We start from the raw sequence: 25,097 nt of genomic DNA, 5'->3' as shown, positions 1-25,097 counted from the left end.
CATGTCCAAGGTCGAACACCAGGACGCCACCGTACTTTCCGACGCCGAACTGCGCACTCTGGACGCGCACTGGCGCGCCGCGAACTACCTGGCGGCCGGTCAGATCTATCTGATGGCCAACCCGCTGCTGACCGAGCCGCTGAGGCCGGAGCACATCAAGCCGCGGCTGCTCGGCCACTGGGGCACCTCGCCCGGCCTCAACCTCGTGTACACCCACCTCAACCGTGTGATCAGGGCGCGGGGCCTGGACGCGCTGTGCGTCTGGGGGCCGGGGCACGGCGGCCCGTCGGTGGTCGCCAACTCCTGGCTGGAGGGCAGCTACAGCGAGACCTACCCGGACGTCTCGCGCGACGCGGCGGGCATGGAGCGGCTCTTCCGTCAGTTCTCGTTCCCCGGCGGGGTGCCCAGCCATGTAGCCCCGGAGACGCCCGGTTCGATCCACGAGGGCGGTGAGCTCGGCTACTCGCTCGCCCACGCCTACGGCGCCGCCCTGGACAACCCGGACCTGGTGGTCGCCTGCGTGATCGGCGACGGCGAGGCGGAGACCGGGCCGCTGGCCGCCTCCTGGCACTCCAACAAGTTCCTCGACCCGGTGAACGACGGCGCCGTCCTGCCGATCCTGCACCTCAACGGCTACAAGATCGCCAACCCGACCGTGCTGGCCCGGCTGCCCGAGGCCGAACTCGACGCGCTCCTGAGGGGATACGGCCACCACCCGATCCATGTGAGCGGCGACGACCCGCACCAGGTGCACCGCGCGATGGCCGCGGCGCTCGACGAGGCGCTGGACCTCATCGCAGTGATGCAGCGCACCGCCCGGGAGGAAGGGATCGGCGAGCGCGTGCACTGGCCGGTCATCGTCCTGCGCACGCCGAAGGGCTGGACCGGTCCGGCCGTGGTGGACGGCGAGCCGGTCGAGGGCACCTGGCGGGCGCACCAGGTGCCGCTGGCCGGCGTCCGGGAAAACCCGGAGCACCTGCGGCAGTTGGAGGCGTGGCTGCGCTCGTACCGGCCCGACGAGCTCTTCGACCCGTCCGGCCGCCCCGTGGCCGACGTCCTGGCCTGCGTGCCCGAGGGCGACAAGCGGCTCGGCGCCACCCCGCACGCCAACGGCGGCGTGCTGGTACGGGACCTGCCGATCCGGTCCCTCGACGACTTCGCCGTACCGGTCGACAAGCCGGGCGCGACGCTGCACGAACCGACCCGGGTCCTCGGCTCCCTGCTCGAACAGGTCATGAAGGACACCGCCGGGCGCCGCGACTTCCGTCTGGTCGGACCCGACGAGACCGCCTCCAACCGGCTGCAGGCCGTCTTGGACGCCAGCGGGAAGGCCTGGCAGGCCGGGACCCTGCCGGTGGACGAGCATCTGGACCGGCACGGCCGGGTGATGGAGATCCTCTCCGAACACCTCTGCCAGGGCTGGCTGGAGGGGTATCTGCTGACCGGCCGGCACGGGCTGTTCTCCTGCTACGAGGCGTTCGTGCACATCGTCGACTCGATGGTCAACCAGCACATCAAGTGGCTGAAGACCTCGCGCGAGCTGACCTGGCGGGCGCCGATCGCCTCCCTCAACTACCTGCTGACCTCGCACGTGTGGCGCCAGGACCACAACGGCTTCTCCCACCAGGACCCCGGCTTCGTCGACCACGTCCTCAACAAGAGTCCCGAGGTCGTCCGCGTCTATCTGCCGCCGGACGCCAACACCCTGTTGTCCGTCGCGGACCACGCCCTGCGCAGCCGGGACTACGTCAACGTGATCGTGGCCGGGAAGCAGCCGTGCTTCGACTGGCTCTCCATGGACCAGGCCCGTGCCCACTGCGCGCGGGGCGCCGGCATCTGGCAGTGGGCCGGCACCGAGAACGCCGGCGAACCGGACGTGGTGCTGGCCTGCGCCGGCGACGTGCCGACCCAGGAGGTGCTGGCCGCCGCGCAGTTGCTGCGCCGGCATCTGCCGCGGCTGGCGGTGCGGGTGGTGAACGTCGTCGACATGACCACGCTGGTGCCGCGCGAGGAACACCCGCACGGGATGACCGACTCCGAGTTCGACGGCCTCTTCACCACCGACAAGCCGGTCATCTTCGCCTACCACGGCTACCCGTGGCTGATCCACCGCCTCGCCTACCGCCGCACCGGGCACCACAACCTGCACGTCCGCGGCTACAAGGAGTCCGGCACCACGACCACCCCGTTCGACATGGTCGTCCGCAACGACCTCGACCGCTACCGGCTCGTCATGGACGTCATCGACCGCGTCCCCGGCCTCGCGGTGCGCGCCGCCGCCGTGCGCCAGGAGATGGCCGACACCCGCACCCGCCACCACGCCTGGATCCGCGAACACGGCGTCGACCTGCCAGAAGTCGCGGACTGGAGCTGGCACGGCTGAGTCCCACGGCCACGGTCGTCGAAGCGGGTTGTCATCCGAACAGTTCCGATATATCGTTGACGCATCGCGACAGATCAACGATGGAATGGAGTGATGGCGATGCGTTCCCACGGACACGAGCGTGGACATCGACACGAGGGCTTCTCCCGGCGCGACCGGGGCGACTTCGAGGGGCTCCGCGCCGCCTTCGGACCCTTCGGTCCGGGCGGCCCCGGTGGTCCCGGCGGTCCCGGTTTCGGACCGGGCCCCTGGGGGCATCGAGGGCGCGGCGGCCCGAGGGGGAGGGCGCGGCGCGGTGACGTACGGGCCTCGATCCTGGCCCTGCTCAAGGACCGGCCGATGCACGGCTACGAGATGATCCAGGAGATCGCCGAGCGCAGCGGCGGCGCGTGGAAGCCGAGCCCGGGCTCGGTCTACCCCACGCTCCAGCTGCTGGAGGACGAGGGCCTGATCGCCAGCGCGAGCGAGGGCGGCAAGAAGCTGTTCTCGCTCACCGAGGCGGGCCGCGCCGCGGCCGACGAGGGTCCCGAAGCCCCCTGGGAGGAGGCCTCGCGCGGGGTCGACTGGGAGGCCCTCGGTGAGATCCGCCAGGCCGGCTTCGGTCTGATGGAGGCCTTCGGCCAGGTCTGGAAGACCGGCAGCAAGGAGCAGCGCGACAAGGCGGTGACCGTCATCAACGAGGCCCGCAAGAAGCTGTACCTGATCCTCGCCGACGAGGACTGACCGTACGAACAAGGCGCCCCGCGGACTCGTCCGCGGGGCGCCCTGTCGTGGGTGAGGGGTGGTCGGTCAGGCCACCAGCCCGGCCAGCTTGCGCAACGACTCGTTCAGCGCGGCCGTCGCCGAGTCCTTGAGCTTGCCCGCCATCAGGGAGACCGCCGCGCCCGTGAACTCCCCGTCGATGCGCACCGTCGTCGCGTCGCCGTCCGGGGTGAGCGTGTAGCGCGTGAGGAGGCTCACCGCCATCGGACCCTTGCCGCGGATCACGAACAACCGGGCCGGCTCCAACTCGTCGATGGTCCACTCGACCTCGGCCGGGAAGCCCATCAGCTTCATGTTCTCCTGGAAGGTGCCGCCGGCCGCCAGGGTCTCGGGGCCGCCCTTGGGGAAGCTGGTGTGGGTCGCGTTCCACTCCCCGTACGCCGACCAGTCCGTGAGCTTGGCCCACACCTTCTCGGCCGGTGCCTGGATGCGTGCCTCCGCGCTGACTTCGGCCATGCGACCACCTCTTCGTGTCGGGCTGACGTGTCGCGGAACGTAGCCGCCGGGCCCCGAACATTCAATACTGATGAACCGTCAGGAAGTGTGGAGAGGTGTGGACGGACATCGACTGCCATGGATCGGCGTGGAGGGCCCTGTCTCGGCCTGATCTCCTCCGCAAGGAGGATATTCCGATCGGCGATGTCCACTTCTCGTGGGACGTGAAAATGCTTCCCCCCGTGGATGACCGGCGCCGGTGAGGCTGATGAGCTGGGAGCGTGCCACCGCGTATTCCCCATCAGTCCGCCGAGGACCAGGGCAGCCGCCGCGCGGACGACGTCGCCGGGCTCAGTGCCGAGCTGGCGGCGGTGGTCGGCGGTGCCCGCCGCCGGGCCGTACGGGACGGGGACCGGCAGATCGACACCGCCCACCTCCTGCACTCCCTGCTGGAGTCCGACCCCGACGTGCGCGCCGTCGTCGGTGACGTCCCGCAGCTCGCCCGCCTGCTCGGCTATCTCGTGCAGCGCAGCATCGGCTACGGCCTGCGCTGGCAGGGCTCTGTGGAGGACTCGGGCGCGCTGTCCGTCCTGAAGGCCGTCGACGGCTGGTCACCGTTGGCCGCGGCCGCCATGCGGCTGGCCGCCGAGCGTGCCGGGCTGCGCGGTGACGACGAGGCCCGGGGCACCGATCTGCTCGCGGCGATCGTCGTGGACCCCGAGGCCCGCGCCGTCGAGGTGCTCGCCCGCGCCGGAGTCGCGGTGCCCGAGCTGCTCGCCCGGATCGCCCGCCACTCGGGGGAGTTGGCGGAGGACGGCGGCGCGGCCCACCGAGTGCTCGGGCGCGGCGGGTCGGGCGCGGGCCCGGCCCCGTCCAGCCGGTGAGACAGGTGTCATCGGGGATGACGGTCATGTCGTCGCCTGTCATCATGTGCCGGTGCATACGTCAGACAGCAGTCACAGCCCTCGCGGCAAGGGCGTCGGGCTCGGTCTCGCGCTCGGCTCGTCGCTGGCCTTCGGGGGATCCGGTGTCGCGGCCAAGCCGCTGATCGAGGCGGGGCTCGACCCGCTCCATGTGGTGTGGCTGCGGGTGGCCGGCGCCGCCCTGGTGATGCTGCCGCTCGCCGTGCGTCACCGCGGCCTGCTGCGTCGGCGTCCCGCGCTGCTCGTCGGGTTCGGACTGCTCGGTGTGGCCGGTGTCCAGGCCTGCTACTTCGCCGCGATATCCCGGCTCCCGGTCGGCGTCGCGCTGCTCGTGGAGTACCTCGCCCCCGCCCTGGTGCTCGGCTGGGTGCGGTTCGTGCAGCGGCGCCCGGTGACCCGGGCCGCCGCGCTCGGCGTGGTCCTCGCGGTCGGCGGCCTCGCCTGCGTCGTGGAGGTGTGGTCGGGGCTCGGCTTCGACGCCCTGGGACTGCTGCTCGCGCTCGGCGCGGCGGGCTGCCAGGTCGGCTACTTCGTCCTGGCCGACCAGGGCAGCGAGTCGGGGGAGGAGGCACCGGACCCGCTCGGCGTCATCGCCTACGGACTGCTCGTCGGCGCGGTCGTCCTGACCGCCGTCGCCCGCCCCTGGACCATGGACTTCTCCGTCCTGGCCGGCACCGCGCACATGGACGGCACCCCGGTCCCGGCGGCCGCGCTGCTGGCCTGGATCGTCCTGGTGGCCACGGTGATCGCGTACGTCACCGGTGTGGTGTCGGTGCGGCGGCTGTCTCCGCAGGTCGCCGGTGTCGTGGCCTGTCTGGAGGCGGTCGTCGCGACCGTGCTGGCCTGGGTGCTGCTCGGCGAGCACCTCTCGGCGCCGCAGGTCGTCGGCGGCGCGGTCGTCCTGGCGGGCGCGTTCATCGCGCAGTCCTCGACCCCCGCCAAGGGCTCCGCCCAGCCGGTGGCGAGCGGTGCCCCGGAACGCGAATTGTCCGCCCGTGAAACCATCGCCTAAGCTCACATCCATGCCGTCGAACGCGCTCGTCCTTCCGCCTCCGGCCGCCTGAGGCGGGCCTCCGGCAACACGCCCGGCCAGTGGCCGGGCAAGACGGTGCTGCCCGCAGAAGAAGTCCGCGCGCCCCGCTGATCCGGGGTCGCCTTCCGAACTTCTGCACATCTGCGGAGACAATTCGTGTCGAATGCTTCTTTCGGTCTGCCCGTCGGGCGTGGCCTCCTCTATCTGATCGTCGCCGGTGCCGCCTGGGGCACCGCGGGCGCCGCCGCCTCGCTGGTCTACCGCGCCGGCGACATGGGTGCCGTCACCCTCTCCTTCTGGCGCTGCGCGGCCGGGCTCGTGCTGCTGCTGGCCGGCCGCCTGCTGCGCCCGCGGGTCCGTCCGGCGGCCGCGCCCGAACCGCTCGGCCGCAGGATCTGGAAGGCGGTGGCCACCGGCCTCGCGCTCGCCGTCTTCCAGACGGCGTACTTCGCGGCCGTGTCCGCCACCGGTCTCGCCGTCGCGACCGTCGTCACGCTCGGCGCCGGACCGGTCCTCATCGCCCTGGGCGCCCGGCTTGCCCTGGGCGAGCACCTCGGCCGGGGCGGGGCCGCCGCCGTCACCGGGGCGCTCGCCGGGCTGGCGGTGCTGACGCTCGGCGGCTCGGGCGCGACCGTCCGGCCCTCGGGCGTACTGCTCGCGCTGCTGTCCGCGGCCGGCTACTCCCTCATGACGCTGCTCACCCGCTGGTGGGGGCGCCACGGCGGCACGGACTCCTCGGGCACGACCGTGGGGGCGTTCGCGGTCACCAGCCTCTGCCTGCTGCCGTTCGCCCTGGCCGAGGGCCTGCTCCCGCACACCGACCACCCCGGCCGGATCCTGGTGCTGCTGATCTACATCGCGGCGGTGCCCACCGCCCTCGCCTACGCGCTCTACTTCGCCGGCGCCGCCGTCGTACGGTCCGCCACCGTCTCCGTGATCATGCTCCTGGAGCCGGTGAGCGCGGCGGTCCTGGCCGTCGCCCTCCTCGGTGAACACCTCACCGCCTCCACCGTGGCCGGCACCCTGCTGATGCTGGGCTCGGTCGCGGGGCTGGCGGCGGCGGAGGCCCGTGAGGCACGGGCCGTCGCCGCGCCTCGGCCGGTGTCGGACCGGCCTCAGAGCGCCTTGAGGTAGCCCGGCGGTTCGACACCGGCGGCGAGGTCGGCGTTGTCGACCGGGGCCTCGTACCCCTTGCGGAGCGGCAGGACGCCCGCCCAGTGGGGGAGGTCGAGGTCCTCGGGCTCGTCGATCGCGCCGCCGGTGCGGACCTTGGCCGAGACCTCCTCCAGGTCGAGGCGGATCACCGCGGTGGCGGCCAGCTCCTTCCGGTTGGCGGGCCGGGAGTCGGCGGAGCGGCCCGGTACGGCCTGGTCCACCAGGGCGTCCAGGGCCAGCCGCCGCTCCTCGGGGTCGGTGACCTGGTGGGCGGCGCCGTGCACCACCACGGAGCGGTAGTTGACCGAGTGGTGGAAGGCCGAGCGGGCCAGGACCAGGCCGTCGAGGTGGGTGACCGTCAGACAGACGGCGAGCCCCGGGTCGGCCTCACCGGTCATCCGCAGCGGGCGCGACCCGGTGGAGCCGTGCACGTACATCCGCTCGCCGACCCGGGCGTACAGCGTGGGCAGCACCACCGGCGCGCCGTCGCGCACGAAGCCGAGGTGGCAGACGAAGCCCTCGTCGAGTATCGCGTGCACCAGTTCCTTGTCGTACGACGCCTTGTGCGCGGCGCGTGTGGGGACGGTGCGGTCGGTGGGGGCGTAGGCGGCGGGCTGCGACGGCGTCGGCTCGGTGTCCTGCATGGTGCTCTCCTGGCGGTCTGGCCGGCGAGATGGCTGGCGTGCTGACTGGCGTTCTGTATTGCACTAGTGCATAATGTGCTTTGTGCTAGGAGAGTATCCGATTCAAGGGCGTGGTGCGGCGGAGATCGCGGCCAGCGTCGAGTGCGCGGTGAGCGCCGGGGACCTGGAACCGGGTCAACTGCTGCCGCCGATGCGGGAGTTGGCGACCCGGCTGGGGGTCAATCCCAATACCGTCGCGGCCGCCTACCGCAGCCTGCGCGAGCGCGGCGTCATCGAGACCGCCGGCCGCCGGGGCAGCCGCATCCGATCGAAACCGGCCACGACGGGCCGCGAGCGGCCGCACGTGGTCGTGCCCGCCGGGGTGCGCGACCTGTCCAGCGGCAACCCCGACCCCGCCCTGCTCCCGGCGCTCGCGCCCGCCCTGGCCGCCGTGGCCGAGGAGGGGGACCGGGAGCCGATCCTGTACGGCGCCGAGCCCGTGGAGCCCGCGCTGGCCCGGATCGTGCGGGCCGAACTCGACGCCGACGGGGTGCCCGACGGCCCGCTCACCGCGACCTCCGGCTCGCTGGACGCCGTCGAGCGCGTCCTCGCGGCCCATCTCAGGCCGGGGGACGCCGTCGCCGTGGAGGACCCCGGCTGGGGCCGCACCCTCGACCTGATTCCGGCGCTCGGGCTGCGCACGGTCCCCGTGGGTGTCGACGACGACGGGCCGCGCGCCGAGGACCTGCGCCGCGCGCTGGAGTCCGGCGCCCGCGCCTTCGTCGTCACGGACCGCGCGCAGAACCCCACCGGCGCCTCGGTGAGCGGCCCCCGCGCGCGGGCCCTGCGTGCCGCCCTGCGCGAACACCCGCACACCCTCCTCGTCGAGGACGACTACGGCCACGGCACCGTCGACCTGCCCCTGCACCCCCTGGCGGGCGCCACCCACCACTGGGCCTTCGTCCGCTCCGTCGCCAAGACCTACGGCCCCGACCTGCGCCTCGCCGTCCTCACCGGCGACTCCGTCACCGTCGACCGGGTCCGCGGACGGCAGCGGCTGGGCCCGGGATGGGTGAGCCGGCTGCTCCAGCGCACCGTGGTCCGGCTGTGGACGGACGGCGCGGTGGACGCGGCGGCGGTGGCGGCGGCCTACCGCGGACGCCGGGAGCTCCTCGCCGGCGCCCTGGCCGAGCGCGGTGTCCGCTCCCACGGCCGCAGCGGTATGAACCTGTGGGTGCCGGTCCCCGACGAGACCGCCACGGTCGCCGCCCTGCTGCACGCCGGCTGGGCCGTCGCCCCTGGCGCCCGCTTCCGGCTGAGCTCACCGCCCGCCGTCCGGATCACGGTCTCGACGCTGACCGAGCCGGAGGTCGTGCCCCTGGCGGAGGCGGTGGCGGCGGCGGTGGGCCCGGGACCGGCGCGGAGCTACGTGTAGTCGAGGGGTCGGGTGGGGGTGAGGGGGCATGCGGTAGAGGGGGTACGCGCGGTCGAGGGGGTACGTGCGCTCACGCACCCCGCTTCGGCCGGGCCTGGGTGAGCGCCGCCCCCGCCAGCACGATCACCGCGCCCACCGGTGTGGTCCAGCGCAGCGACTCCCCGAGGATCGCGACGCCCGCCGCCGTCGCGATGACCGGGATGAAGTACGTGACCATCTGGGCCGTCGTGGGGCCGACCTCGGCCACCAACCCGTACTGGATCAGCACCGCAAGCCCCGTGCCGAGGGCGCCCAGCGCGGCGATCGCCAGCAGCGGGACGAGCGAGACATGGGCGGGAAAGTCGGTGAACAGCGGGGTCACGACCGCCAGTTGGACCGTGGCCAGCAGGAGCTGCGCGCCCGTCATCGACAGGTGGGAGCGGCCCGAGCCGGCCAGGGTGCGGCGCACGTAGATCCAGCCGACCGGGTAGCTGAGCGAGGCCAGCAGGGCCATCGTCGTGCCCGTGGCGTCCAGGCCGCTGAAGCCCTGCCAGGCGCCGAGGACCGTCAGCACACCCAGGAAGCCGAGGCCGAGGCCGGCCACCCGCAGCCGTGTCGGCCGGTCCTCGGACAGCGCCACCAGCGACAGGGCCATGCCCCACAGCGGGGAGGTGGCGTTGCAGATGCCGGCCAGCGTGGACGGGATCGTCAGCTCCGCGTAGGCGAAGAGCGAGAAGGGCAGGGCGTTCAGCAGGAACGCCGCGACGGTCAGATGGCCCCACGTGCGGGCGCCGCGCGGGAGCCGTTCCCGCTTCACCGCCATCGCCGCCGCGAGCACCGCCGTACCGAACACCAGTCGGCCCAGGGTGACTTGGAACGGCGCGTACCCGTCCGTGCCCACCTTGATCAGCAGGAAGCTGAAGCCCCAGATCAGGGAGAGCGCGCCGAAACGCAGCCGCCAGTCGAGGCGGGGGCAGGTGTGAGGGGCGGTGGGGGACTCGGTGCGGGTCGCGGCGACGGTCGTCATGTCCCCAACGATGCGGGACCCAACCTCGTAGCACAATCGAGAATTCGCATGCGATACCTCGTAGTATTGCTTACATGTTGAACCTGGACCGCTTGCGCACCCTCGACGCCCTCGCCCGGCACGGTTCGGTCAGCGGCGCGGCCGAGGCCCTGCACGTCACCACCTCCGCGGTCTCGCAGCAGATGGGCAAGCTGGAGCGGGAGGTGGGCCAGCAGCTCCTCGCCAAGAACGGGCGCGGCGTGCGCCTCACCGACGCCGGGCGGCTGCTGTCCGAGCACGCGGCGCGGATCCTGTCCCAGGTGGAGCTCGCCCAGTCGGAGCTGGAGGCGTACCGGGGCCAGGTCGTCGGCGAACTCAGACTGTCCGCGTTCCCCACCGCCGCCCGCGGCCTTTTCCCCACCGCGCTCGCGGCCCTGCGTGCCCAGCACCCGGCGCTGCGCGTGCGCTCCAGCGAGCTGGAACCGGAGAGCGGGATCGCCTCGGTGGTGCGCGGCGACCTCGATCTCGCGGTCGTCCTCGACTGGTACAACAAGCCGATGCCGGTCCCCGACGGCCTGGTCAAGGCGTCCCTGCTGGACGACCCGGCCGACGTGGCCATGCCCGCCGGGCACCGGCTGGCCGACCGGGACGAGGTGGACCTCGGGGAGTTCGCCGAGGACGAGTGGATCACCTGGGGCGAGGGCGAGTTCTGCCACGAGTGGCTGATGTTCACGCTGCGCTCGCGCGGCGTCGAGCCGATCGTCGGCCACCGCGCCGCCGAGACCCACACCCAACTCGGGCTCGTCGCCGCCGGGTTGGGCGTGTGCATCGCGCCCCTGCTGGGCCGCTACCCGGTACCGCCCGGAATCGTCACCGTCCCGCTGAAGCAGGACGTACGCCGTCATGTGTACGTGGTCTGGCGGGCCGATGCCGACCGCCGGCCGTCGATCCGGGCGGCGGTCGAGGCTCTGCGCGCGGCGGCTGCGGCCGTCGGCTGACCGTCGAGCGGGTCGGGCCGCCTGTCGGCTGCGGCGCCGCGCGGCTTGCTGCGCTGAGCCCCTGTCAGCTGCCCTACGGCGCACCGTCCTGCAGAAGCAGCGTGCGCCGTCATGTGTATGTCGTCTGGCGGGCCGATGCCGACCGCCGGCCGTCGATCCGGACGGCGGTCGAGGCTCTGCGCGCGGCGGCTGCGGCTGTCGGCTGACCGTCGAGCGGGTCGGGCCGCCTGTCGGCTGCGGCGCCGCGCGCCCCGCCGCGCAGAGCTCCCGTCAACTGCCCTACGGCGCACCCAGTTTGCGGAAGTCCCAGGAGACGATCTTGTCCGGCCTGAGCCGCGCCCAGGCGTGCCGCCCGTCGTGCGGCATCTCGTCCAGGCCGAAGTTCTTGCGCGCGAACAGCGTCTCCGCGGTGTCGAGTTCGGCGCACAGCTGCCCGGTGCGCGGGATCTCGCCCACGAACTCCACGGAGCCGGACAGCTCGACGCCGCGCAACTGGTCGTACTCCTCGCCGGAGTCGACCACGATCGCCACCCGCGGATCCCGGCGCAGGTCGGTCCACCGCTTGCTGCGCACCACCGAGTAGAGCCACATCGCGCTGCCGTCCCAGGCGAACCACAGGGCGCTGACGTGCGGGGCGCCGCCCGTGGTCACGGTGGCCACCCGGCAGGTCCGCTGGGTGGTCAGGAACTCGTCCAGCTCGCCCGGCGTCATCATGATCTTCCGGCCCCGGCGCTGCTGAGTGACTGTCATGCGGCCCCCTCTTCTTCCCCTCGCACGCAATGCTGGTTAGTCTCGCCCGCTCCGCATCCCGGCGAAAGGGGGCGTCATGGCGTCGCACGAACAGCTCACCGAACTCCTCGACCCCGCGAGCACCGTCCTGCTCACCGTGGAGTGCCAGCAGGGGGTCGTCGGACCCGACAGCGCGCTGCCCGAACTCGCCCAGGAGGCCCGCGCCTCGGGTGCCCTGGGCAACGTCGCCCGGCTGGTCGCCGCCGCGCACGAGACGGGCGTCCAGGTGATGCACGCGATCGCCGAGCGCCGTCCGGACGGCCTGGGCGCGAACCGCAACGCCCGGCTGTTTCGCGCCGCCGAACGCCTTCCCGTCCAGCAACTGTCCGGCACCACCGCGGTGCGCGTCGCACCGCCCGTCGAGGTCGCCGACGAGGACCTCGTCGTACGCCGGCTGCACGGCCTGTCGCCCATCCAGGGCACCGACGTCGACGCGCTGCTGCGCAACCTCGGCTGCCGCACGCTGATCGTCACCGGGGTCTCGGCCAACGTGGCGATCCCCAATACGGTGTTCGACGCCGTGAACCGCGGCTACAACGTCGTCGTGCCGAGGGACGCCATCGCGGGGGTGCCCTCGGACTACACCCCCGCGATGATCCGTCACACCCTCGCGTTGGTCGCCACGGTCGCGACCACGGACGAGGTGCTCGGCAGCCTCAAGCGGCCGCGCCGCCGGGCCTGACGGTCAGGCGAGCTTGATGTCCTCGCCCGACACCGTGATGTTCGCGGCCGGCAGCGGCTTCGTCGCGGGGCCCTGCTTCACGCTGCCGTCCTCGGCGGAGAAGTGGCTGTTGTGGCAGGGACAGACGATCACACCGTCGGCGACACTGCCCACCGCGCAGCCCTGGTGCGTGCACTTGGACGAGAACGCCTTGTAGGTGCCCGCCTTCGGCTGCGTGACGACCACGCCCTGGTCCTTGAAGATCTTCCCGCCGCCCTCCGGGATCTCGGAGGTCTTCGCGAGCGCGGTGCCCCCGGCCGCGGCGTTGTCGCCGCCGCCCGAACCACCGGCGCTCGACGCGTTGCCGTCCTGCGAGCCGCCGGAACCGGCGGCCGAGGAGGAGTCGGACGAGTCGTCGCCCGACCCGCAGGCGGTCAGCGCGGCGGCGAGCCCCGCCGCTCCGGCCGCCGCCACGACGGTGCGGCGGGCCGGTCCCGTTGCGGGCCTGAACGATGCGCTGCTCATGAGGGGGTTCCCTTCCGCGTAGCTTGCCTGATCCGTCCAGGGGTACGGGCCGCGGGCACCACCCGTTCAGACGGCGTCGAGATCTTGTCGACTTCGAGATGGTGTCGCCTTCGAGATCAGGCGACCGTAAGCCAGAGCTGTCGTTCCGCTGTCGGACACCCGCGGACTCCCCAGTAACCTGGGGCGATGCTCAAGGAAGTCATCGCGACCCGCTACATCACGCCCCTGCGTGAGGGCGGCTCGCTGCCGGGACTCGTCGAGACCGACGACTTCGGGACGTACGTCATGAAGTTCACCGGCGCCGGTCAGGGCCGCAAGACGCTGGTCGCCGAGGTGGTCTGCGGGGAGCTGGCCCGCCGGCTCGGATTCCGGATGCCGCGCCTGGTGACCATCGAGCTCGACCCGGTCCTCGGGCTCGGCGAGCCCGAGCAGCAGGTGCAGGAACTGCTGCGGTCCAGCGGCGGCACCAATCTCGGCATGGACTTCCTCTCCGGCGCACTCGGCTTCGATCCGCTCGCCTTCCCGGTGAGCCGCGAAGAAGCCGGGCGGATCGTCTGGTTCGACGCGCTGGTGAACAACGTCGACCGGTCCTGGCGCAACCCCAACCTGCTCATGCACCAGGGCGAGTTGTGGCTCATCGACCACGGGGCGACCATGATCTGGCACCACAACTGGCCCGGCGCCGAGGCCTCCGCCGCCCGCCCGTACGACGTCTCGGACCACGCCCTCGCCCGCTTCGGCCCCGATGTCGCGGGCGCCGCCGCCGACCTCGCCCCGCGCGTCACCGAGGACCTCCTCGCCGAGGTCACCGCCGAGATCCCGGACGCCTGGCTGGCCGACGAGCCCGGCTTCGACACCCCGGACGACCTGCGGCGGGCGTACGCGCGGCCGCTGCTCGCGCGGGCCGGCACCGTCCATGAACGCGTCACCGGCATCGAGGAGGGCAAGTGAGCGAGCGGCTCATCCACATGGCCGGTCATGTGACCCAGCGTCACATCACCCGGACGGGTCAGGGCGGCGACCGGGACGTGTTCGAGTACGCCCTGCTGAAGGTCGTCCCGCGCGTCGAGCGCGGCGAGTGCATCAACGCCGGCGTGATCGTGTACTGCCGCGCCCAGGCGTACCTCGGCGCCCGCACTCATCTGGACGAGGCCAGGCTGCTGGCCCTGGACCCGGCCGCGGACGTGGCCGGTGTGCGCGCCGCGCTGGGTGCCGTCGAGGGGGTCTGCGGCGGCGGGGCGGCGGCCGGGCAGGCGGCCGACGACGACGCCGGGCGGCGTTTCCGTTGGCTGATCGCGCCCCGCTCGACCGTCGTGCAGCCCGGCCCGGTGCACACCGGGCTCACCGCCGACCCGGGGGCCGAGACGCGACGGTTGCTGGACCTTCTGGTGAGGTAATGGATCACATGCACCGGGTGTGCCGTTGACACCGGGTGCCAGGGCTTCTAGCGTCACGTCTGCTGAAGGTACTAAGCGGTCGCTCACCGCAGATCAGGCTTTCTCAAGGGCGAGGAGAAACAGCAATGTCCACCACTGAGCAGCGGGTCGCCGTCGTCACCGGTGCCGCGCGCGGCATCGGCGCGGCCACCGCCGTACGACTGGCAGCCGAGGGCCGCGCCGTCGCCGTCATCGACCTCGACGAGGCCGCCTGCAAGGACACCGTCGAGAAGATCACCGCGGCCGGCGGCCGGGCCGTCGCGATCGGCGCCGACGTCTCCGACGAGGCCCAGGTCGAGGCCGCCATCGCCCGGGTCGTCGAGGAGCTCGGCGCGCCGACGATCCTCGTCAACAACGCGGGCGTGCTCCGCGACAACCTGCTGTTCAAGATGACGGCGTCCGACTGGGACATGGTCATGAACGTGCACCTGCGCGGCTCGTTCCTGATGACCAAGGCCATCCAGAAGCACATGGTCGACGCCGGTTTCGGCCGCGTCGTCAACCTGTCCTCCTCCTCGGCGCTGGGCAACCGCGGCCAGGCCAACTACTCCGCCGCCAAGGCCGGTCTGCAGGGCTTCACCAAGACCCTCGCCATCGAGCTCGGCAAGTTCGGCATCACCGCCAACGCCGTCGCCCCGGGCTTCATCGCCACCGAGATGACCAAGGCCACGGCCGAGCGCGTCAAGATGGGCTTCGAGGAGTTCAAGGCCGCCGCCGCCACCCAGATCCCCGTCCAGCGCGTCGGCGAGCCCGAGGACATCGCCAACGCCATCGCCTTCTTCACCGGCGAGGCCGCCGGCTTCGTCTCCGGCCAGGTGCTGTACGTCGCCGGCGGACCGCTCGACTAGGGATCACGGACATGACTGAACTCTCCGGCAAGGTCGCGCTCGTCACGGGCGCCAGCCGAGGCATCGGCTACGGCGTCGCCGAGGCGCTCGTCGCGCGCGGCGACCGCGTCTGCATCACCGGCCGCAACGAGGAAGCCCTCAAGGAGGCCGTCGACCGGCTCGGCGCCGACCGGGTCATCGGTGTCGCCGGCAAGGCGCACGACCTGGACCACCAGGCCGAGGCCGTCGAACGCACCATGGAGGCCTTCGGCCGCGTTGACTTCCTGGTCAACAACGCCGGTACCAACCCGGTGTTCGGGCCGATCGCCGACCTCGACCTCGACGTCGCGCGCAAGGTCTTCGAGACCAACGTGATCTCCGCGCTCGGCTTCGCCCAGAAGACCTGGCACGCCTGGCAGAAGGACAACGGCGGCGCGATCGTCAACATCGCCTCGATCGCGGGCCTCGCCCCGTCGCCGTTCATCGGCGCGTACGGCGTCAGCAAGGCCGCGATGATCAACCTGACCCAGCAGCTGGCGCACGAGTTCGCGCCCAAGGTGCGGGTCAACGCGATCGCCCCGGCCGTGGTGAAGACCAAGTTCGCCCAGGCCCTGTACGAGGGCCGCGAGGAGGAGGCCGCCTCGGCCTACCCGCTCGCCCGGCTCGGCGTGCCCTCCGACATCGGCGGCGCCGCCGCGTTCCTCACCTCGGAGCAGTCCGACTGGATCACCGGCCAGACGCTCGTCGTCGACGGCGGCATCTTCCTGAACGCCGGCGTCGTCTGAGCAACCGCTTCGACCGACCGCCGCGCGGCATAACGATCGGGCGCACAAGGGCGCCGTTTCCTTGACGGAAACGGCGCCCTTGTCATCGTTTCAGGGGACCACGGCCCCATGACAACGTAGTCAGAAACAAGCTGATCAAGCCCGGGTACGAAGCAGGTTGACCCGGCGTGTTGCTGCGGTATGGTCGGCCGACCCTTGGTATGGCAGATCGAGGAGCGTGCGCGTGTTCAACCGGAACCGATGCCTGCAAAGTGCGGCGGCGGTTGCATCCATAACCCTGGTGGCCGGGTGCAGCGTCTTTTCCGACGGTGGCCCGGACAGCAAGGACCCGATCGTCGTGGGCACCACCAGTGCCCCCAGCACGCTGGATCCTGCCGCCTCCTGGGACCAGTCCTGGGAGCTCTTCCGCAACATCTACCAGACCCTGCTCAGCTACCCCGACGGCGCGACCACCCCGCAGCCCGACGCGGCCGAGAAGTGCAGCTTCTCGCAGTCGAACACCGTCTACACCTGCGAGCTGCGCGACGGCCTGACCTTCTCCAACGGGAACAAGCTGGACGCGCAGGCCGTCAAGTACTCGATCGATCGGATCGAGAAGATCAACGTCAGTACCGGCCCCGCCGGCCTGCTCGGCAGCCTCGACCGGGTCCAGGCGTTGGGCGACCGCCAGGTCGTCTTCCACCTGAACAAGCCGGACGCCACCTTCCCGTTCGTGCTGGCCACACCCGGCATGTCGATCGTGGACCCCGCGGAGTACCCGGCCGACAAGCTCCGCAAGGACGGCAAGGTGATCGGCTCCGGGCCCTACAACCTGGAGTCCTACCAGGAGGGCAAGCAAGCCGTCCTGGTCGGGAACAAGCACTACAAGGGCTTCGCCCAGCGCAAGAACGACGCGGTGACCATCCGCTACTTCCAGGACTCGGGCGCGCTCGCCGACGACCTGCGCAACAAGAAGCTCGACCTCACCTTCCGCGGCCTGGCCGCCGACGACGTGATCGCCTTCCAGGGGCAGGGCAACAAGGACATCGACCTCATCGAGGGACCGAGCATCGAGATCGAGTACCTCGTGTTCAACCCGAAGGACCCCTGGGCCGGCAAGGCCGCCGTCCGCCGGGCCATCGCGCAGCTGATCAACCGCAGCGAGATCGCGCACCGGATCTACAAGGACACCGTCGAGCCGCTGTACTCCATGGTCCCGGCCGGCCTGACCGGGCACAGCACCGCCTTCTTCGACGACTTCGGCGACCCCAGCGTCACCAAGGCCGCCAAGATCCTCAGTGGCGCGGGCATCCACGAGAAGGTGCCGCTCACCCTCTGGTACACCACCGACCGCTACGGCTCGGCGACCGCGAAGGAGTTCCGGGAGATCAAGCGCCAGCTGGAGGCGTCCGGCCTGTTCACCGTCACGCTGCAGGGCCGCCCCTGGAACAAGTACGTGGTGGGCTACCAGAAGGGCGAGTACCCGGTGTTCGGCCGCGGCTGGTCCCCCGACTTCCCCGACGCCGACAACTTCATCGCGCCGTTCGTCGGCGAGCAGAACGCCGTCGGCACGCCCTACGCGTCGCCCCGGATCACGAACGTCCTGCTGCCCCAGTCCCGCCGGGAGAGCGACCGTGCCCAGGTGGTGAAGGAGTTCCGGGAGGCACAGTCGATCCTGGCGGACGACGCGCGGCTGCTGCCGCTGTGGCAGGGCAAGCAGTACCTGGCCGCGAGTGCCGACATCTCCGGCGCGGAGCGCTCGCTCGACCCGTCGGCCATCATGATGATGTGGGACCTGTCGAGGAAGACCAGCTGGTAGGCGGGCTGTTCCTCGGGCAGGAGGTCGGTTGTCAGTGGTCGCCTGTAGGTTCTGAGACCTGCACCACCGCAAGTGACCGCACACCGTGAGGACGTTGACGTGACCGACATCGCCATGCTGCCCGAGTCCTGGCGCGGGGTTCTGGGCGACGAACTGCAGCAGCCCTACTTCAAGGAGCTGACGGAGTTCGTCGAGGAGGAGCGGGCGAAGGGTCCCGTCTACCCGCCGCGGGACGAGGTCTTCGCCGCGCTGGACGCCACGCCGTACGACCAGGTCAAGGTCCTCGTCCTCGGGCAGGACCCGTACCACGGCGAGGGCCAGGGCCACGGCCTGTGCTTCTCGGTCCGCCCCGGGGTGAAGACCCCGCCCTCGCTGCGCAACATCTACAAGGAGATGCAGGAGGAGCTCGGCACCCCGGTCCCGGACAACGGCTATCTGATGCCGTGGGCCCAGCAGGGTGTCCTGCTCCTCAACGCGGTCCTCACGGTGCGCGCCGGCGAGGCGAACTCGCACAAGGGCAAGGGCTGGGAGAAGTTCACGGACGCGGTGATCCGGGCCGTGGCCGGTCGCCCCGATCCGGCGGTCTTCGTCCTGTGGGGCAACTACGCGCAGAAGAAGCTCCCGCTGATCGACGAGAGCCGGCACGTCGTGGTCAAGGGCGCGCACCCCTCGCCGCTGTCGGCCAAGAAGTTCTTCGGCTCCCGCCCGTTCACCCAGATCAACGAGGCCGTCGCCCGGCAGGGCCACGAGCCGATCGACTGGACCGTCCCGAACCTGGGCTGACCGGCCCTCCGGCGGCGCGGCCCTGTGTCGTACGGGGCCGCCTGACCGCGTTTGCCGGTGCCGCCGGATAGCGTCGGGGGGACAGCCGACGAGGTGGCGGAGGGCGCGGTGGCGGAGCGACAGGAGCAGGCGGCACCGGATGCCGTACTGACCCGGATCGGGCAGGTCGTCATGCTGCATCACGCCGGGGACCGCGAGGAGGCCCGGCGCCGTCTGCTGGACCTGTGGGCGGAGATCGGCCACGACGGCGAGCCGCTGCACCGCTGCACCCTGGCGCACTACCTGGCCGACACCCAGGACGACCCCTCGGACGAACTGGCCTGGGACCTGCGGGCGTTGTCGGCGGCACAGGACACGACCGAGGAGCGTACGGCGCAGGAGGCCGCCGCGCTGCGCGCCTTCTACCCCTCCCTGCACCTGAACCTCGCCGCCGACTACATGAAGCTCGACCGCCCCGAAGCCGCCCGCAGCCATCTGCACCGGGCCCGCGGCGCGGCCGTGGCCCTGCCCGACGACAGCTACGGCGACGGGGTCCGGGCGGCGATCAGCCGACTGGAACTGCGCCTGGGCGAGGACGGCCCCCAGCCCTGGGGGCCGCCGCGTCAGCGGCCGACGTAGGCACTCACCGCCTGCCCGTCCGCGCGGGCCCGACGCCCCTGCGTCCGCGCGGCCTCAACGCCCGTACGTCTGCGCGCAGATCGCCGCCTGAGGGCTGTCCGGCCGCCAGCCACCGTACTGCCTGCCCAGCGCGCAGACGTCCGGCGGCGCGGGCAGCGCGGGGGAGACGGCGGGGATCTCGGCCTGCGGCTGCGGGGAGGCCCGCCGGTGCGGCTGCGGACGGGGGTGTGCGCGCGGGGGCGAGAGCCGACGGGGCGTCGCGGGGGTCGCGGGCCGACGTGGCTGCGGCGTCTCGGCGCGCGTCGGCCGTCGGGCCGGGCCGACCATCTCCAGCGCCTCCCGCGCCGGCGCCTGCACGACCCTCGGCTCGGCACTGCCGTCCGGCCGGGGCGCCGAGGCTGGCGACGGTACCGTACCGACGGAGGGACCGGGGGCCGGCGGGCGCTGGACGGTCACGCAGCCGGAGAGGGCCGAGACGGCCACGGTGACCAGAAGCGTTGCGGTGGTCGTCGTTCGTTGCACCCGCGCAACTCTGCTGGGTCGGCGCCCGCCCGGGTACAGCACACAGGCGGATGATGCCCCGCACGGGTGATCTCCTTCCCCGTACGAGGGGCACCGCGCCGCCCGGGCTGACGTCAGTCCCCGGTGGCGCCGTCGATCCGCTCGCGGATCAGGTCGGCGTGGCCGTTGTGCCGGGCGTACTCCTCGATCATGTGGGTGTAGATCCAGCGCAGACTGAACGGCTCGTCGGTGATGTGGCTCGACCCCGTGGAGAGATCGTCCAGGGCGAGGCCGGCCGCATGGCGCCGGGCGACGGCGATCTCCGCCTGCCAGGTGTCGTACGCCTCCTGCCAGGTGTCCGCCTCGGTGAGATGGAACTCGCCGTCCCGGTCCTCGTCGCTGTAGTAGATCGGCCCCGGGTCGTCGCCCACCAGCACCTTGCGGAACCAGCCACGCTCCACCTCCGCCATGTGCCGCACCAGCCCCATGAGCGACAGCGGGGACGGCTGAACCGACGCGGTCCGCAGCTGCTCGTCGGCCAGGCCCGCGCACTTGTGGGCCAGCGTCTGCCGGTGGTAGTCCAGCCAGCCCTCCAGCATCGCGCGTTCGTCGGCGTTCTGGGCGGGTTCACGGCGCTCGGTCGTCATACCCGCATCCTGACCCACCTCGATCCGCCCCACCAGGCAATTACGGCCGCCGTATGCTTCCAGCAGACATCGTCGGTCAACCGCTGGGGGAGGGCACGTGAAGGTCGGCTGCATCGGACTCGGCGACATCGCGCAGAAGGCGTACCTGCCGGTGCTGGGCACGCGGCCGGACATCGGGCTGCACCTGCAGACCCGCACGCCCGGGACGCTCGCCCGGGTCGCCGACGGCCTCCACCTCCCCGAGGACAGCCGGCACACGACCCTGGACTCCCTGCTCGCCCAGGACCTCGACGCCGCCTTCGTGCACGCGCCCACCCCCGCCCACCCGGAGATCGTCACGCGGCTCCTGGAGGCGGGCGTACCGACGTACGTCGACAAGCCGCTCGCCTACGAACTCGCCGACTCCGAACGCCTCGTGGCGCTCGCCGAGGAGCGCGGCGTATCCCTCGCCGTCGGCTTCAACCGGCGCCACGCCCCCGGTTACACGCAGTGCGCCGACCATCCGCGCGAGCTGATCCTGATGCAGAAGAACCGCATCGGGCTCCCGGAGGACCCGCGCACGATGATCCTCGACGACTTCATCCACGTCGTGGACACCCTGCGGTTCCTGGCGCCGGGCGCCATCGACGACGTCGGCGTGCGCGGCCGCGTCGAGGACGGTCTGCTGCACCACGTCGTGCTCCAGCTCGCCGGGGACGGCTTCACCGCGCTCGGCGTGATGAACCGGCGCAGCGGCTCGGCGGAGGAGATCCTCGAAGTCTCCGGGCAGGACACCAAGCGTCAGGTGGTCAACCTCGCCGAGGTGATCGACCACAAGGGCCAGCCGACGGTGCGCCGGCGCGGCGACTGGGTGCCGGTCGCCCGGCAGCGCGGCATGGAGCAGGCGGTGCTCGCGTTCCTCGACGCCGTACGCGCGGGCAAGGTGCTCAGTGCCCGTGACGCACTGGAGACTCACGCACTGTGCGAGCGGGTGGTACGCGCGGTTCAGGACCGGTCCGGCGCAGCCTGAGCGCCCGCACGCCCTCGGTGCCGCACAGGGCCACCAGCACGAGCAGCGCGCCGTGCACCGGCCAGTCGCCGAAGCGGACGTACGGCGTGATGCCGTGCGCCAGCGGCACCTCGTACACCCGGGCCGTGCTCGCGTCGGTGCCGAGCCACGGGCCCAGGCGCTGCCCGCTCGGCCCGTAGACGGCGGAGACCCCGGTCAGCGTCGCGTGCACCATGGGCCGGCCGGTCTCGGCGGCCCGCAGCGCGGCGAGCGAGGCGTGCTGCTCGGGCGCCCAGCTGCCCTGGAACGTCGACGTGGCCGACTGGCCGATCAGCACGTCCGCGCCGTCCTCGGCGAGATGGCGGCTCATGTCCGGGAACGCGGTCTCGAAGCACACCAGCGGGCCGACCCGCATCCCGTGCCCGACGTCCATCACGACCTGCTCGGTGCCGCGCCGCCGGTCCTCGCCCGCCGCCTTGCCGACGGAGGTCGCCCAGCCCAGCAGGGAGCGCGCCGGGATGTACTCGCCGAACGGGATCAGCCGCATCTTGTCGTACCGCGCGCCCGTCGGGCCGTGCGGGCCCATCAGGACCGAGCTCTTGTAGATGCCGGGCCGGTCGGAGCGGCGGGCGTCCACGTTGACCAGGATGTCCGTGCCGGTCTCCCGGGACAGGGCCGCGACGCGCCGCGCCAGGTCGGGCCGTTGACCGAGGTCGAAGCCGATGCTGCTCTCCCCCCACACGATCAGGTCGAGGTGCTGCCCGGCGAGCCGCCGGGTCAGCTGCTCCTCCCGGTCGAAGCGCCGCCCCGTGCTGTCCGGACCGCCGATGACGCCGGGCTGGACGACGGCGATCCGCACATGCCCGTCGACATCGGGGCGGGGCGACCAGACCCAGGCCGCTGAGGTCGCCGCCGCCGTGGCGGCGAGCGCGGCGACGGCGGGCATCCGGGCGGCGCGCACCGCCACCAGCGCGGCGACCGCGACGTTGACCGCCACCACCAGGAAGCTGAGCAGCCACACACCGCCCACCGAGGCGAGCCGCAGCGCCGGTTCCAGCTGCCACTGGCTGGAGCCGAGCATGCCCCAGGGGCCGCCGAGCCCCTGCCAGGACCGGACGAGCTCCACCGCCAGCCAGGCGGACGGCAGCACCAGCAGCGCGGCCGCGCACCGGCCGGGCGAGGGCACGCCGCCGAGGAACCGCCGCGTCAGCCAGCCCCAGGGCGCCCACAGCGCGCCGAGCAGCGCGGCGATCAGGAAGATGAAGACGTGCAGGCTCGGCAGCAGCCAGTGGTGCACCGCCACCATGAACCCGAACCCGCCGAGCCAGCCGTCGTACAGCGCCCGCCGCCCGGTCGGCGCCGAGCGCGCGAGCAGCAGCCACGGGACCAGGGCGACGTACGCGAACCACCACAGCGCGGGCGCCGGGAAGGCGAACACCGGCAGGGCACCCGTGAGCGCGGCGACGACGCAGCGACGCCACGGGGAGGTGAGCCACCGGTCGAACGTCTTCATACGTCGCCTCCCTACCCGGCTGGTCCCTCCAGTGTGCGCACGGGAAGCGGATCTCCGACAGGGGGCCTCGGATCATTCGGCCGGGGACGTGCGGCGCGGGCCGGTTCCGTCGAGCCGGCGCCACTTCTCCTGGACGACCACCTCGCGCAGCCGCCACCCCTCGGCCGTCCGCAGCAACCCGAAGGAGTACCGGCCGCCGCACACGAAGTCCGGCGCCGTGGACCCGCCGTCGCCGTCGCCCGCGAACCGCATCGGATTGACGTAGTCCGCCAGCACCCGCGCGGTGTCCCCGGTGTCCTGCTCCAGGATCCCGAACCGCAGCCGGCGGTTGACGATCAGATGCTGGCGCATCGAGAACAGCCCCAGGCTCTCCGTCAGCCACGCGGCGACCTGCCCCGCGTCCCCCTCGATCCCGCCGGCCGAACGGTAGTCCGCCCGCCCGTCCGGCGTGAACAGCCGTCGATACGCCGCCCAGTCACCGTCGTCCACCGCCACCGCGTACTCCGTGACCAGCCCGTCCACGGCCAGTCGGTCCAACACGGTCGCGAGCTCCACGCGCTGCGTCATCGGCACAGTGTTGGGCACGGCGCGGGCGGAGCCAAGAGGCTTGCGCCGATATTGAGTGGTGTTCGAGCCGGGAGAGCCCCGACCCTGTTCGAGTGAATGATCAGCACGAGCAGAACGATCAACCGGTCGACCAGGAACCCCGGTTCCGCATCCGGGCCCGCCACACGGAGTCCACCGTCACCGTCCACCAGGCCTACCGCCCCGGAATCGGCCTCCCCGCCGCCCGAAACGGGCGCTTTCCGTCCACGTGGAAGCGCGACCGCATGACCTGGGTCATCATGCCGCTTTGGCAGACTCCTGTGCGCCACCAGAGACCGACGCCGCACGGGGGTGAGCGCGTGAGTGCGGCGATCCCTCTACGCTCGGGATGCGACCGCCGAGTGCTCAAACTGCGCAGCTGGGCGCGCATTGAACCAACCTTCATGCTTGCGACTTGGCCGGCGAGACACTTCGCCGCCGCTGCTCCGGCTCATCCCGGTCACGCTGAGCCCGCCGATGGTTCGGCCAGCAAAGGGCCGCCCTTCACTCGTCGTAGATCTGACCGGTGCCCGCGTCGACGACCGTGTCGAACGGCTCGCAACCAGAGCCGTCCTCGTCGGGCGTGCACTTTGTGTCAGTGATCTTCACGGACCACACCACACGCCAGGGGCCCTGCCAGCCTTTGGCACGTTCGACCTTCAACACGTCGGCCCGGATCCTCAGCCCCCCGACATCGGCACCGTTCTTCTTCTGCTTCTTCCTCGCGATCGCCTCGGCCTGCTTCGCCGAAATCAGCTGGGCGGGAAGGTCCACGTGCGTGGGCCCGAGGTCCACCAGCATCTGCGAGACACGGCCGGCTCGATTGATCTGCACGTCGAGGCTGCGGGGCATCACCACCCCGTGCTCCTTGAACCGCCAAGAGGAGAGCCATCCGAACTCGGCCTTGCTGCCCACAGGTCGGGTCTCGTGCCAGGAGGCTGCCTCGGCCCAGGGGTAGTGGGCCTTCATGTAGGCGCGGGCGACGAGGTACGCACTCCGAACATCACGGGGCTTTCCGACACCAGAAACCGGAAAGCTGGCCTTGGTCGGGTGGGTGGAGTTTTCGAAGCTCACGTTCAGTTGGCGCCCACCGGGCCACATCAGTTCCGCGGGAAATCCATCGGACAGCTGGATGGACAACCAGCCGTTGTACCCGTCGAGGCCGGGGCTGACGCGTACGGCACCGACGTGATAGTAGTTCCCGAATGCCTGATGGATGGCCCGCTCGGCGGCCTTCCGCTCGGCACCGTGCGCGTCCCGGACGCCGGAGCCGTCCACGTGGTCCAGGGTGATCGCGGTCTGGCAGACCGCCATCCCCGTCACAGCGAGCACCGCGGCCACGATCAAGGTGGGACGGGCCCACGCCTTCCACGCGACGCGCCCCCGCACCAGCACGAGCCCCAAGGCCACGCCCAGAATGCCCCCACCGGCGTTCATCTCCACGTCGGCGCTGTCGCAGATTCCGCTCACGAACGGTGTCAGGGCCTGGGCGAGTTCGATAGGGCAGGGCAGGGCCAGGACACCGACAAGTATGGGAAGCGGCCGGCGCAGTGCCAGCACGCCGAACAGGCCGAGCGGGACGAACATCGCCAGGTTCCACAACCCTTGTGTGGTGTACAGCGGCTCAGTGACCTCATGATTGATCACACACTCGGCACGGCCTGCCTCGCCTCCGCGCAGCGCGAGCGTGACGCCGAGCACGCCGGTCAGGCAGAAGGCCAGGGGCAACCACCAGGAGGAGTGTGGCACTTGGCGCCGGCGGGCCATTGCCCACGCGGACAGCCCCACGATTGTGGCAACGATCGTGAGCCCGGCCAGGAACCACATGTCGTCACCGAAGACAGCGCCGAACACCTCATATCCTCTCTGTTGGTGACCCTAAAGCGCCCCCGAAGGAGATTCGGGGGCG

General features: G+C 71.8%; 27 protein-coding genes. 17 read left to right on the top strand and 10 right to left on the bottom strand.

The annotated features are described in order from the left end of the window. The first annotated feature begins 1 nt into the window (after nt 1). Complete coding sequence (locus tag ACWGKT_RS29545; protein ID WP_453276088.1) at nt 2-2,383, top strand: phosphoketolase family protein; 2,382 nt, start codon at nt 2-4, stop codon at nt 2,381-2,383. 99 nt (nt 2,384-2,482) lie between these two features. Next, nucleotides 2,483-3,106 (top strand): PadR family transcriptional regulator, encoded by a 624-nt coding sequence (locus ACWGKT_RS29540; RefSeq protein WP_235453274.1) that lies wholly within the window; start codon nt 2,483-2,485, stop codon nt 3,104-3,106. A 66-nt stretch (nt 3,107-3,172) separates the two neighbouring features. Here the strand turns inward: ACWGKT_RS29540 and ACWGKT_RS29535 are convergent, their stop codons facing one another. Further along, nucleotides 3,173-3,601 (bottom strand): type II toxin-antitoxin system Rv0910 family toxin, encoded by a 429-nt coding sequence (locus tag ACWGKT_RS29535; protein WP_356154888.1) that lies wholly within the window; start codon nt 3,599-3,601, stop codon nt 3,173-3,175. 260 nt (nt 3,602-3,861) lie between these two features. On the opposite strand from ACWGKT_RS29535, the gene ACWGKT_RS29530 reads away from it, so the two are divergent. From ACWGKT_RS29530 to ACWGKT_RS29520, 3 genes are all read left to right on the top strand, one after another. After that, nucleotides 3,862-4,464, top strand: coding sequence for a Clp protease N-terminal domain-containing protein (locus ACWGKT_RS29530; RefSeq protein WP_453276087.1), 603 nt, complete (start codon nt 3,862-3,864; stop codon nt 4,462-4,464). Between the two features lie 46 nt (nt 4,465-4,510). Beyond that, a complete protein-coding gene (locus tag ACWGKT_RS29525; RefSeq protein WP_453276086.1) occupies nt 4,511-5,515 on the top strand; it encodes an EamA family transporter in 1,005 nt (334 codons plus the stop codon). Between the two features lie 177 nt (nt 5,516-5,692). Continuing rightward, nucleotides 5,693-6,670, top strand: coding sequence for a DMT family transporter (locus tag ACWGKT_RS29520; RefSeq protein WP_453276085.1), 978 nt, complete (start codon nt 5,693-5,695; stop codon nt 6,668-6,670). Here ACWGKT_RS29520 and ACWGKT_RS29515 read toward each other — a convergent pair. Then, complete coding sequence (locus tag ACWGKT_RS29515) at nt 6,652-7,335, bottom strand: pyridoxamine 5'-phosphate oxidase family protein (RefSeq protein WP_453276084.1); 684 nt, start codon at nt 7,333-7,335, stop codon at nt 6,652-6,654. The genes ACWGKT_RS29520 and ACWGKT_RS29515 overlap by 19 nt on opposite strands. An 82-nt stretch (nt 7,336-7,417) precedes the next feature. Here ACWGKT_RS29515 and ACWGKT_RS29510 point away from each other — a divergent pair, with 82 nt between their 5' ends. Beyond that, nucleotides 7,418-8,749 carry an aminotransferase class I/II-fold pyridoxal phosphate-dependent enzyme gene (locus ACWGKT_RS29510; RefSeq protein ID WP_453276083.1) on the top strand — a complete coding sequence of 444 codons (1,332 nt, stop codon included), beginning with the start codon at nt 7,418-7,420 and terminating at the stop codon, nt 8,747-8,749. Nucleotides 8,750-8,819: 70 nt separating this feature from the next. On the opposite strand, the gene ACWGKT_RS29505 is transcribed toward ACWGKT_RS29510, so the two are convergent. Then, entirely contained in the window at nt 8,820-9,755 is a 936-nt protein-coding gene (locus ACWGKT_RS29505) for a DMT family transporter (protein ID WP_453276082.1), read from the bottom strand. Between the two features lie 74 nt (nt 9,756-9,829). Between ACWGKT_RS29505 and ACWGKT_RS29500 the strand changes: the two genes are divergently transcribed. Continuing rightward, nucleotides 9,830-10,732 carry a LysR family transcriptional regulator gene (locus ACWGKT_RS29500; RefSeq protein WP_453276081.1) on the top strand — a complete coding sequence of 301 codons (903 nt, stop codon included), beginning with the start codon at nt 9,830-9,832 and terminating at the stop codon, nt 10,730-10,732. A 279-nt stretch (nt 10,733-11,011) separates the two neighbouring features. Here ACWGKT_RS29500 and ACWGKT_RS29495 read toward each other — a convergent pair whose 3' ends face one another. After that, nucleotides 11,012-11,482, bottom strand: coding sequence for a pyridoxamine 5'-phosphate oxidase family protein (locus tag ACWGKT_RS29495; protein ID WP_235453265.1), 471 nt, complete (start codon nt 11,480-11,482; stop codon nt 11,012-11,014). Between the two features lie 76 nt (nt 11,483-11,558). On the opposite strand from ACWGKT_RS29495, the gene ACWGKT_RS29490 reads away from it, so the two are divergent. After that, nucleotides 11,559-12,203, top strand: a complete 645-nt coding sequence (locus ACWGKT_RS29490) for a cysteine hydrolase (RefSeq protein ID WP_453276080.1) — start codon at nt 11,559-11,561, stop codon at nt 12,201-12,203. 3 nt (nt 12,204-12,206) lie between these two features. On the opposite strand, the gene ACWGKT_RS29485 is transcribed toward ACWGKT_RS29490, so the two are convergent. Then, nucleotides 12,207-12,707: a Rieske (2Fe-2S) protein gene (locus ACWGKT_RS29485; protein ID WP_356154914.1), complete on the bottom strand. Its 501-nt coding sequence runs from the start codon at nt 12,705-12,707 to the stop codon at nt 12,207-12,209. A 186-nt stretch (nt 12,708-12,893) separates the two neighbouring features. Here ACWGKT_RS29485 and ACWGKT_RS29480 point away from each other — a divergent pair, with 186 nt between their 5' ends. The 7 genes from ACWGKT_RS29480 (at nt 12,894) to ACWGKT_RS29450 (ending at nt 18,954) form a co-directional block, all read left to right on the top strand. Next, nucleotides 12,894-13,658: a HipA family kinase gene (locus ACWGKT_RS29480; RefSeq protein ID WP_453276079.1), complete on the top strand. Its 765-nt coding sequence runs from the start codon at nt 12,894-12,896 to the stop codon at nt 13,656-13,658. Continuing rightward, complete coding sequence (locus ACWGKT_RS29475) at nt 13,655-14,104, top strand: DUF3037 domain-containing protein (protein ID WP_453276078.1); 450 nt, start codon at nt 13,655-13,657, stop codon at nt 14,102-14,104. Before ACWGKT_RS29480 ends, ACWGKT_RS29475 begins: the two co-directional genes overlap by 4 nt. 125 nt (nt 14,105-14,229) lie before the next feature. Next, nucleotides 14,230-14,991 (top strand): 3-oxoacyl-ACP reductase FabG, encoded by a 762-nt coding sequence (gene fabG / locus ACWGKT_RS29470; RefSeq protein WP_356154921.1) that lies wholly within the window; start codon nt 14,230-14,232, stop codon nt 14,989-14,991. Between the two features lie 11 nt (nt 14,992-15,002). Further along, nucleotides 15,003-15,755 carry an SDR family oxidoreductase gene (locus tag ACWGKT_RS29465; protein WP_453276077.1) on the top strand — a complete coding sequence of 251 codons (753 nt, stop codon included), beginning with the start codon at nt 15,003-15,005 and terminating at the stop codon, nt 15,753-15,755. Between the two features lie 223 nt (nt 15,756-15,978). Continuing rightward, nucleotides 15,979-17,553, top strand: coding sequence for an ABC transporter substrate-binding protein (locus ACWGKT_RS29460; RefSeq protein ID WP_453276076.1), 1,575 nt, complete (start codon nt 15,979-15,981; stop codon nt 17,551-17,553). A 99-nt stretch (nt 17,554-17,652) separates the two neighbouring features. Next, the gene (locus ACWGKT_RS29455; RefSeq protein WP_356154925.1) at nt 17,653-18,336 is read left to right on the top strand and encodes a uracil-DNA glycosylase; all 684 of its coding nucleotides are present in this window, start codon (nt 17,653-17,655) and stop codon (nt 18,334-18,336) included. Between the two features lie 108 nt (nt 18,337-18,444). After that, entirely contained in the window at nt 18,445-18,954 is a 510-nt protein-coding gene (locus tag ACWGKT_RS29450) for a hypothetical protein (RefSeq protein ID WP_356154928.1), read from the top strand. Nucleotides 18,955-19,008: 54 nt separating this feature from the next. Here the strand turns inward: ACWGKT_RS29450 and ACWGKT_RS29445 are convergent, their stop codons facing one another. Together ACWGKT_RS29445 and ACWGKT_RS29440 are read right to left on the bottom strand one after the other, a co-directional pair. Further along, nucleotides 19,009-19,476, bottom strand: coding sequence for a hypothetical protein (locus ACWGKT_RS29445; protein WP_453276075.1), 468 nt, complete (start codon nt 19,474-19,476; stop codon nt 19,009-19,011). Between the two features lie 113 nt (nt 19,477-19,589). Then, nucleotides 19,590-20,102 carry a DinB family protein gene (locus tag ACWGKT_RS29440; RefSeq protein WP_453276074.1) on the bottom strand — a complete coding sequence of 171 codons (513 nt, stop codon included), beginning with the start codon at nt 20,100-20,102 and terminating at the stop codon, nt 19,590-19,592. Between the two features lie 97 nt (nt 20,103-20,199). Here ACWGKT_RS29440 and ACWGKT_RS29435 point away from each other — a divergent pair, with 97 nt between their 5' ends. Beyond that, nucleotides 20,200-21,111, top strand: a complete 912-nt coding sequence (locus ACWGKT_RS29435; RefSeq protein WP_356154936.1) for a Gfo/Idh/MocA family protein — start codon at nt 20,200-20,202, stop codon at nt 21,109-21,111. Here the strand turns inward: ACWGKT_RS29435 and lnt are convergent. Then, on the bottom strand, nt 21,029-22,603 hold the full coding sequence (gene lnt / locus ACWGKT_RS29430) for an apolipoprotein N-acyltransferase (protein WP_453276073.1): 1,575 nt from the start codon (nt 22,601-22,603) through the stop codon (nt 21,029-21,031). The genes ACWGKT_RS29435 and lnt overlap by 83 nt on opposite strands. A gap of 72 nt (nt 22,604-22,675) precedes the next feature. Continuing rightward, nucleotides 22,676-23,170: a nuclear transport factor 2 family protein gene (locus ACWGKT_RS29425; protein WP_453276072.1), complete on the bottom strand. Its 495-nt coding sequence runs from the start codon at nt 23,168-23,170 to the stop codon at nt 22,676-22,678. 92 nt (nt 23,171-23,262) lie between these two features. Here ACWGKT_RS29425 and ACWGKT_RS29420 point away from each other — a divergent pair, with 92 nt between their 5' ends. Then, nucleotides 23,263-23,790 (top strand): DUF4291 family protein, encoded by a 528-nt coding sequence (locus ACWGKT_RS29420; RefSeq protein ID WP_453276071.1) that lies wholly within the window; start codon nt 23,263-23,265, stop codon nt 23,788-23,790. Here ACWGKT_RS29420 and ACWGKT_RS29415 read toward each other — a convergent pair. Continuing rightward, nucleotides 23,693-25,042 carry a VanZ family protein gene (locus tag ACWGKT_RS29415; protein WP_453276070.1) on the bottom strand — a complete coding sequence of 450 codons (1,350 nt, stop codon included), beginning with the start codon at nt 25,040-25,042 and terminating at the stop codon, nt 23,693-23,695. The genes ACWGKT_RS29420 and ACWGKT_RS29415 overlap by 98 nt on opposite strands. Nucleotides 25,043-25,097 lie beyond the last annotated feature (55 nt).

Source organism: Streptomyces sp. NPDC054794 (genome assembly GCF_053611585.1).
Note: the sequence above shows the minus strand (reverse complement) of the source record. Positions and strands in the feature narration are given on the sequence as shown.

Bases quoted from the DNA above. Each gene is read 5' to 3' on its own strand.
- ACWGKT_RS29545 (WP_453276088.1), top strand. From the start codon at position 2: ATGTCCAAGGTCGAACACCAGGACGCCACCGTACTTTCCGACGCCGAA.
- ACWGKT_RS29540 (WP_235453274.1), top strand. From the start codon at position 2,483: ATGCGTTCCCACGGACACGAGCGTGGACATCGACACGAGGGCTTCTCC.
- ACWGKT_RS29535 (WP_356154888.1), bottom strand. From the start codon at position 3,601: ATGGCCGAAGTCAGCGCGGAGGCACGCATCCAGGCACCGGCCGAGAAG.
- ACWGKT_RS29515 (WP_453276084.1), bottom strand. From the start codon at position 7,335: ATGCAGGACACCGAGCCGACGCCGTCGCAGCCCGCCGCCTACGCCCCC.
- ACWGKT_RS29505 (WP_453276082.1), bottom strand. From the start codon at position 9,755: ATGACGACCGTCGCCGCGACCCGCACCGAGTCCCCCACCGCCCCTCAC.
- ACWGKT_RS29500 (WP_453276081.1), top strand. From the start codon at position 9,830: ATGTTGAACCTGGACCGCTTGCGCACCCTCGACGCCCTCGCCCGGCAC.
- ACWGKT_RS29495 (WP_235453265.1), bottom strand. From the start codon at position 11,482: ATGACAGTCACTCAGCAGCGCCGGGGCCGGAAGATCATGATGACGCCG.
- ACWGKT_RS29490 (WP_453276080.1), top strand. From the start codon at position 11,559: ATGGCGTCGCACGAACAGCTCACCGAACTCCTCGACCCCGCGAGCACC.
- ACWGKT_RS29485 (WP_356154914.1), bottom strand. From the start codon at position 12,707: ATGAGCAGCGCATCGTTCAGGCCCGCAACGGGACCGGCCCGCCGCACC.
- ACWGKT_RS29480 (WP_453276079.1), top strand. From the start codon at position 12,894: ATGCTCAAGGAAGTCATCGCGACCCGCTACATCACGCCCCTGCGTGAG.
- fabG (WP_356154921.1), top strand. From the start codon at position 14,230: ATGTCCACCACTGAGCAGCGGGTCGCCGTCGTCACCGGTGCCGCGCGC.
- ACWGKT_RS29465 (WP_453276077.1), top strand. From the start codon at position 15,003: ATGACTGAACTCTCCGGCAAGGTCGCGCTCGTCACGGGCGCCAGCCGA.
- ACWGKT_RS29440 (WP_453276074.1), bottom strand. From the start codon at position 20,102: ATGACGACCGAGCGCCGTGAACCCGCCCAGAACGCCGACGAACGCGCG.
- lnt (WP_453276073.1), bottom strand. From the start codon at position 22,603: ATGAAGACGTTCGACCGGTGGCTCACCTCCCCGTGGCGTCGCTGCGTC.
- ACWGKT_RS29425 (WP_453276072.1), bottom strand. From the start codon at position 23,170: ATGACGCAGCGCGTGGAGCTCGCGACCGTGTTGGACCGACTGGCCGTG.